This window comes from Microbispora sp. ATCC PTA-5024 (assembly GCF_000511135.2).
Lineage (GTDB): Bacteria > Actinomycetota > Actinomycetes > Streptosporangiales > Streptosporangiaceae > Microbispora > Microbispora corallina.
Map to the genome: position 1 here is coordinate 892,037 of NZ_KI866524.1, position 7,676 is coordinate 899,712.

At 76.8% G+C, this 7,676-nt stretch carries 3 protein-coding genes; all 3 read right to left on the minus strand.

What is annotated here, in order from left to right; translation table 11 throughout:
• Positions 1-975, minus strand: a 975-nt coding sequence (locus tag MPTA5024_RS24610) for a glycosyltransferase family 39 protein (RefSeq protein WP_198167353.1), incomplete at its 3' end; no start/stop codon positions are given.
• Positions 972-3,866 carry a bifunctional glycosyltransferase/CDP-glycerol:glycerophosphate glycerophosphotransferase gene (locus tag MPTA5024_RS24615; protein ID WP_051458606.1) on the minus strand — a complete coding sequence of 965 codons (2,895 nt, stop codon included), beginning with the start codon at positions 3,864-3,866 and terminating at the stop codon, positions 972-974. The genes MPTA5024_RS24615 and MPTA5024_RS24610, both read right to left, overlap by 4 nt.
• A gap of 53 nt (positions 3,867-3,919) precedes the next feature.
• Entirely contained in the window at positions 3,920-7,381 is a 3,462-nt protein-coding gene (locus MPTA5024_RS24620) for a bifunctional glycosyltransferase/CDP-glycerol:glycerophosphate glycerophosphotransferase (RefSeq protein ID WP_036329391.1), read from the minus strand.
• Positions 7,382-7,676: the final 295 nt, after the last annotated feature.

A 7,676-nucleotide genomic window follows, 5' to 3' on the forward strand; every position in this document is an offset into this window, starting at 1 on the left:
CAGCACGTACCGGAACACGTAGACCGGGTGCGCCGCCCACGACAGGGCCAGCAGCGCGACCGGCGGCAGCAGCAGCCACGGCACCGCCACCCGGACGAGCAGCCCCGCGGCCGAAGACCCGGCGGCCGCGCGTGCCGCGGCCGCCCGCAGCGGCGATCGGACGGCGCCCACGACGGCCAGCGCCGCCACGAGGGGGGCGACCCCGAGCCAGGCAGGCGTGGCCGCGCCCAGGTCCCCGAACAGCTGCACGGCCAGCATGCCGACGTCGCCGGCGTCCGGCCGGGTGATCCAGCCCACCTGCGCGCTCTGCCGGGACGCCAGCCATCCGAGCGGCGCCACGAGCGCCAGGCCCGGCACGACGGCGAGGCACCACCGCGCGAACGGCCCCCGGCACAGCAGGACCGCGACGCCGTGGGCCGCCGGGACGAGGACCGCGAACAGGTTGAGGTACGCCAGGACGGCCACCGACAGGCCGTACACCGCGAAGGCGCCCGGCGTGGGCCGGCGCAGCGCGCGGACGAGCAGCAGCGTCGCGCCGACGGCGGCTGCCATGGTCAGCGCGTACGGCCGGGCCTCCTGGGAGTAGCGGGAGAGGACCGGCATCAGCGCCAGCAGCGACCCGCCGTACAGGCCGGCCCGGGGGCCGCCGAGAGCCCGGCCGAGGGCGCCGGTCCCGGCCGCGGCGAGCACCCCGGCGACGACCGACGGCAGCCGCAGGGCCACGATGCCGGTCCCGCCGAGGGCGACCACGACGTGCGCGAGCGCGTAGTAGAGCCCGTGCACCGCGTCCACGTGACGCAGCAGGTGGACGGTCTCGGGCAGGCTCCGGGCCGCCGCGCTCACGGTCGCCGCCTCGTCGCGCCACACCGGGGGGCCGGTGAGGCTCCACAGGCCCGCCGCGAGGGCCAGCGCGGCGGGGACCAGCACCGCGACGGGCACCCGTGGCGCGGCGGCGCGCGGCGGCGTGGAGCTCATGCGAGCATCCGCGCGACCACGCGGGCCGAGGCGTGCCCGTCGTCCCAGGGACAGTAGCGCCCGGCGAAGTCCTGGTAGCGCTCCTTGTAGGCGCCGAAGTCGGCCACGGCGAGGACGTCGACCAGGTCGTCCGGCGTCCTGACGAGGGGCCCGGGAGCCTCCGCCTCGACGTCCAGGTAGAACCCGCGGACCTCGTCGCGGTACCGCTCCAGGTCGGGCGTGAAGAAGACCATCGGCCGCCCGGTGCACGCGAAGTCGAACATGGCGGACGAGTAGTCGGTGACGAGCACGTCCGCCGCCGCCAGCAGCTCCGCCATGTCCGGAAATTTAGTGACATCGATGGCGGGGGCGGGGATCACGGTCCGCCCGGCCACCAGGTAGTGGGCGCGCACGAGCAGCACGTCCCCGCCCCCCAGCGCCGCGGCAACCCGGCCCGCGTCGAGCGGGAGGCCGGGCCGATCCAGCTCGTCGTCCCGCCAGGTGGGGGCGTACAGCACGGCCCTGCGGCCCTCGGGGACGCCGAGGCGGCGCCGGGCCCGCTCCCGCGCCTCGGGCCGGAAGAGCACGTCGTTGCGCGGGTAGCCCGACTCCAGGACCTCGCCGTCGTACCCGAAGGCCCGCCGCAGGATCGGCGTCGAGAACGGGTTGGGCGACACCAGCACGTCCCAGGTCGCCACCTGGCCGGCCAGGTCCTCCTCCGGGATCTTCTGGGCGTACGGCATGTCCCGGGCGTCGCGCGCCAGCCGCTTGAGCGGGGTGCCGTGCCACGTCTGGACGAACAGCTGACCGGCCGGCTTGCCGTACCAGCCGGGCTGGGTGCGCCGGTTGGCCACCACGTACCGGGAGGAGTGCAGGGCCTCCTCGTGCTCACGGGAGCCGTACAGGACCGTGCGGACCCCCGGCGGCACGGCGAACTGACCGTCGCGGGTGACCCAGATCCGCTCCACGTCCGGGTCGCGGCGCGCCAGCTCCTCCGAGACGGCGCGGGGGTTGCACGAGTACTGCCCGCCCCCGTAGCTGTCGAAGACGGCGGCCTCCCTGAGGGCCGTCCGCACGCGCGGGGCCTCGCGCCGCCTGCGGGTGGCGTACGGCCCGCGCTCGTCGGGCGCGAGGGCCGGGCGGACCACGAGACTTAGCCCCGACTCCTTGTCGGTGCGGAGCGACACCTCGTGCACGCCGGACCTGCCCGGAGGCGGCGGGTCGGCCACCAGGGCCTCGGCCAGGCGGACCCGCTCGCCGCCGGCCAGCACCCGCCACGTGCCCCGCGCGAGCGGCAGCCCTTCCTCGGTGCGGCCGACCACGGCCGTCCATCCGCCGTCGTGCGGACGCAGCGGCCACGAGTGCTGCTCGGTCCCCCGTTCGAGGGTGATCCGGTCCGTGGGGCCGCCGCCCGCTCCGGTCAACGTCAGCTCGCCCGCCTCCGTCCAGCCCACCCCGGTCGCCAGCGGACCCGGGTCGCCGGACGCCTCCACGGGGGCGGCCTCGCGCAGGACGAGGCCGCGCTCCCGGGTGAGGGCGACCTGCAGGGCGCCGGCGCGGAAGACCCGCTCGCCGGCGTCCGGCCCGCCCGTCACGCGGCCCGACCTGACGACCCCCCGCGCGCGGACCCTGGCGTGCAGGGCCCACCGCCCCGCGGGCAGGGCCCCGGCGTCGACCTCCGTCGCGAAGCCGGACTCGTCGTGGCAGGCCGCCGACTGGCGGGAGTCCGCGGTCACGTCGGGCCGCGAGATCCGCCGTACGGGCAGGGGGAGGCGGCGGTTGCCCGACTGCAACCACAGCTCGACACGGCTGCGCCGGCTGTCGAGGTGGGCGATGTAGGCGTGGCCGGCGACGCGCAGCATGCCGCCGGCGTGCCGGACGTCGTCGACCCGGGCGCGAAGCTCCAGGTCGCGATCCGCGTCGAAGAGGTGGGCGGGCAGGCGGCGGTCGCGGCGCAGGGGGTAGTCCATCGTGAGGCGTCGCCGCGTCAGCCCGGCGCGGACGACGCCGTGGTCCCGGAGGCGGGTCTCGGCGAACTCCCGCAGCCCGGCCAGCTCCCCCGCCATGCCGTGGACGGCCAGGAAGAGCTGGAGCCGCCGCAGTGCCGGGAGGCGTCCCACCGCCTCGGGGTCGAGGCGGGCCAGGCGCGGCGCCAGTCCGGCCAGCGTCTCGGGCGGAGCGTGGTCGAGCACCGCGGCGAGGGCGTCCGACTCGGCGAGCCGCCGGTCGTACTCCCCCTTCAGGTCCTCCGAGTGCCGGGCGACCGTCTCCGCGACCTCCAGCATCGCGGCCAGGCGGTCGGCGGGGCGCGCGGGGCGGGGACGCTCGCGGGGACGGGTGAGGCAGACCACCTCGGCGAGGACGTCGGTCGAGCGCGACAGCGCCTGGGCGGGGACGGTGACGGGGAAGTCCTCCTCGATCCCCTCGCGGAACGCCAGCCCGTGGGTGTCCCAGAACGTCCTGCGGAACGCCTTGGTCGCCGCCGCCGTGTCGTCGAGGAGCCCGGGGTCGCGCCGTGCGCGGGTGCGCAGGACGTTCCCCGACGTCTGGAGGGGACGCCCGCCGAGGCGGGCGGCCCGCCCGCAGGCGAGGTCGGAGCCGGTGGCGTCGAGCGCCTCGACCAGCCTCCGGTACGCGTCGGCGGGGACGACCGCGGCGGGGTCGGCGAACGCGAGGTAGGCGCCGGTGGCCCTGGCCGCCCCCGCGTTCCGCGCGGCCGACGTATCGCTCCCCCCGGGCGGCGGGATCAGCGTCACGTTCGGGTCGCGGACGGCGTCGGCGCCCGGACGGCCGACGAGGAGGACCTCCATGTCCTGGAGGGTCTGGTCGCGCAGCGAGCTGAGGCATTCCTCGATGTGCTCCTCGTCGCCCAGCAGGGGAACGACCACCGAGAGCCTGGGGGACACGGTCACGCCGCAAGGATGCCTACGGGGCCGCGGCCGCCATCGGGCGTACCTCCATTGCCTTACGCGTCCTTGGCCCATCCTTGACCGAAGACCCGCTCGGCCAGGCGCGCGGCGGCCCGCCCGTCGGCGAGCGGGCGGTAGCGGGCCAGGAACGCCTCCAGCGGGCCGGCGTGCTTGCCGGCCACCTCCTCCAGGTCGCCGATCACGCCGGCCACCTCGTCGGCCCCGCCCAGCGCGGGCCCCGGGACGTCCGGGTGCGGCAGCAGGTCGGCCGCGTGCAGGATCACCGGGCGTCCGGTGACGGCGAAGTCGAACGCCGCCGCCTCGTCGCCCGTCACGAGCACGTCCGCGGCCCTGTACAGGCCGTACGGGTCGGGGTAGGCCGACACGTCCCGCGCCGCGCCCTCGGGCCGTGACGGCAGGGGCGGCACGCCCGGCGGGCGCCACACGAGCACCTCGTGATCCCCGCCCAGGACGGCGGCGAGCCTGGCGGCGTCGAGCGGCGGCCCGCCGCCGGGGACGTACAGCACCACCCGGGCCGCCGGCCGCAGGCCGAGCCGCCGCCGCGCCCCGGCCGCGGCCGGGTCACCGTGGAGACCGGGATCGCCCTGGAGCGCGTCGTGGTACGGCGCCGAGAACGCGGTCGGGTCGCCGTATGGCGTGAGCAGGTCGTCGCAGGGCAGGCCGGTCTCCAGCATCTCCCCGGTGAAGCGGAACGCCTCCCGCAGCAGCGGGGTCCACCAGGGTCCGGCCGAGACCAGGTGCGTCCACTCACCGGCGCTCTCCGCGAGCCGGTCCAGCCGGCGCTCCCCGGCCCCGGCCTCGCCGTCCTGGCCCGCACAGGGCGAGGCCAGCGCCGCCGGGGACCCATGCCAGGTCTGGACGACCACCTGGCCGGAGCGCCGGGCGAACCAGGGCGGCAGCGGGTCGTCCACGACCACGTAGCGGCAGCGGGCCAGCGCCTCGTAGTGCTCGCGGCCCAGCGACCGCACGGGGTCGACGCCCTCGGGCAGGGCGACCTGGCCGTCCCGCACGTGCCACAGGAACTCCAGGTCGGTCCCCCGCCGCCGCAGCTCCTCGTATACCGCCCGCGGGCTGCCGGCGAACCGGGTCCCGCCGGCCGAGCTGAAGAAGACGGCCTCCCGCAGCGGCCTGCCCCGCATGGCCGGATACGCCGACGTGCGCAGCTCCCACTGCGCCTTCTTCCCGCGCTCGTTGCCGGCCAGGTCGCCGCTGACGGACAGCACGGCCCGCCCCCGCGGGTCCGCGTCCAGCTCGAACGTCCGGCTGGCCGTCTCGTGGACCATCGGGGACTCCGTGTCGAGCTCCACCGGCAGGTCCCCGCCCCCCTTCACCCGTACGGCGAGGACGTACCGGCCCTTGGGCAGCGGCAGCAGCCCGGCGAGCGAGCCGACGCGCTCGGGGGTCAGCCGGGCGCGGAACCGCGTGCCCGACCCCTCGACCGGGGCGAGCCGCTCGTCGGGCCGGTCGAGCGCGGTGACGACGAGCGCCTCCACCTCCTGCGGCAGCGAGAACCGGCCCTCGACCAGCAGCTCGCCCCCGGGCAGCCACTCGGCGAGGTCGGCGAACGCGGCGACCGGCTGGTCCCGCAGGAGGAGGCGGCCCGACCGCTCGCGCATGACGACGATCTCGCGGCCCGCGAGCGGATGGCGGCCGGGAGGCAGGTCGTCCATCGCCGTCACGGGGAACGTCCCGGCGGCGCCGCGCACCTCGACCGTCCACTCGGGCGGCAGGTCGGGCAGCGCGGGCTCCCGGCCGTCCGGGCACCGCGGCGGCAGGAGGTCGTTCAGGTCGACGGTCGCCTCGAACGTGCGCCGGTCGGTCCTGACCGGGTACGTGAGCGGCGTCCCGCCCGGCCGCCTGGTGACCAGGAGGACGGGATCCGGGCCGAGGTCGGCCAGCACGGTGCCGACCAGGCGGAGCAGGTCTCCCCTGACGCTCTGCGTCGCCACCCGGGCCGCCTCCCTCTCGGCGTCGACGACCAGGTCGCCGGTCTCGCTCAGCAGCGGCGCGACGTACCGGTCCTGGCCCACGGCACGGCAGCCGACGCGGGCGACCCACGTCGCGCGGGGGTCGGCGAGCCGGCCCTGCCGCACGGTGCCGCGGTTGACCACGCGCACCTCGACGTGCCACCGTCCGAGGCGGCCGGCGCGGGCGACGAGCGCGGGGTCGACGACGATGCGGAAGCCGCCCCAGTCCTGCTCCCTGCCCTGCCGCGCCGACACCCGGGTGCGCGTGACCGCGGCGGGGACGCGGATCCGCCTGCCGGTGCGTTCGTGCACGAGGGCGGCGAACACCCGTTGGTGGAACCGCCCGGCCGGCTTGAGGAAGGGGGACGCGGCCCGCCCCTCGAGCACGAGCCTGTCGTCGGCCCACCGCACCGAGTCGAGGCGGAAGCGGGGGGCGATCTCGTCCCGCACCCGCGTGACCGCGGCGGGGACCCCCCGGCCGCCACCGCGCGGCAGGGGGACGTCGAGGTGGTGGCCCCACAGTCCGCGGACGACCCGCCGGTCGGGCTCGACCGTGCGGTCCCACTCGACGACGTCGGCGAGGTCCCGCGGCCGCCGCGCCCGTACCAGGTGCCACTCCACCCGCCGCAGGGCGGGCAGCGCGTCGAGCACCGGCGCCGCCACGTCGTCCAGGTACGCGCCGGCCAGGTCGAGGAACCGGGTGCGGAACTCCTCCGACCCCTGGTCGAACACGTCCAGGAAGTTGGTGAGGTCGCTCTCCAGGACGGCCTGGTCCCAGGCGTGGATGTGGGCCGTCAGGTTGTGCTCGGCCAGAAAACGGCGCACCGCGGCGACCGCGGCGAACCGGTCCGCCAGGTGCCCGGTCCTCGCCTTGTCCTGGGTGATGGAACGGCCGCCCGCGTCGCGCTCCCGCCACACGTACACGGGCGCGGGGAGCACGTCGGCCGAACAGGCCAGGAAGTGGGCGCGCAGCGCCACCGCGATGTCCTCGTACAGCACGCCCTCGGGGAAGGCGAGGGCGTGCGCGTCCCAGAACGAGCGGCGCCACAGCTTGTTGGTGACGAGCCGGTCGCGCAGCAGCGCGCGGTTCCTGGTGATGTGGGTGGCGCGGCCCGGCCGGGCGAACACGGGCCGGTGCATGGCGGACGGGCGGGTCCGGCGGCCGTCGTAGCGCGTCACGTTCCCGGTCGCGATGTCGGAGCCGGTCTCCAGCAGGGAGGCCGCCAGGTAGTCGAGCGCGTGGACCGGCAGCAGGTCGTCGCTGTCCAGGAACATCAGGAACTCGCCCGTCGCGTACCGGATCCCCGTGTTGCGCGCCGCGCCCAGCCCCCCGTTGTCCCGGCGGACCAGCCGGAACCGGTCGTCGCGCTCCGCGAAGCCGGCCGCGATCTCCGCGCTCGCGTCCGGCGACCCGTCGTCCACCATGACGACCTCGAGGTCCTGCCACGTCTGGACGGCGACCGACCGCAGGCAGGCCGCGAGGTAGGGTTCCACGTCGTAGATCGGGACGATGACGCTGATGCGAGGCACGGCGGGTCCTTGTCGGGTCGGCGGAACTGGCGGGTCCGTGAGGGTCGGTCGCTGGGCCTTGCTGGTCCTGCGGCGGCGGTGCGGCGTCCTGCGGTCCTGCGCGCTCAGCCGCCCGGCGCCCCCGGACGGCCCCTGCCGCCCGCGCCACCGCACGCGCGGGCGGCTCGCATGCGGCCCATGCCGTTCATGCGGTCCGCGCCACGGCGCCCGGCGCTCATGTCGGCCGCACCATGGCGCGCAGGCGCCGGCGGATCATCCGGGCCGTACGGCGGAGCGGGCGGCGGACCGGCGATCC